The organism is Pseudomaricurvus sp. ABR4_320, from assembly GCF_056159445.1.
In genome coordinates, this window is record NZ_JBSWVF010000108.1 from 1 (window position 1) to 326 (window position 326).

Genomic DNA, 326 nt, shown 5'->3' on the forward strand with positions numbered 1-326 from the left:
TCGTTTGCAATGTCTTCGGTACGGCAGGCCGTATATTGCATGCCCACATCAAAATCGATTTGAGTTTCATCTTCTGAAGCGGATATCTCATAACCCACCAGAATATTTCCTGAGTCGCAATCCACGATCTCTTGACCGCTTTCTAAAACGGTTTTTTGAAAGGCTTGAGTGTTAGCAAAAGCTTTCTGAAAAGCCTTGTTCGCGCTAGAGGTGCTGCTTTCGTCTGACGATAAGCTAAGGACCTTACCGTTTGCACGGGAAAGCGCATCATGGGCAAGGCTTATTGAGCTTTTACCTTCGTTACTGTTGGAACCATTGTTTGTAGG

Annotated in this window: 1 protein-coding gene; it reads right to left on the reverse strand. The window is 45.1% G+C overall.

Annotated elements, in window-relative coordinates; all coding sequences use genetic code 11:
• On the reverse strand, positions 1-326 hold a 326-nt coding region (locus ACXAFR_RS27590), incomplete at both ends, for a hypothetical protein (protein WP_475183448.1).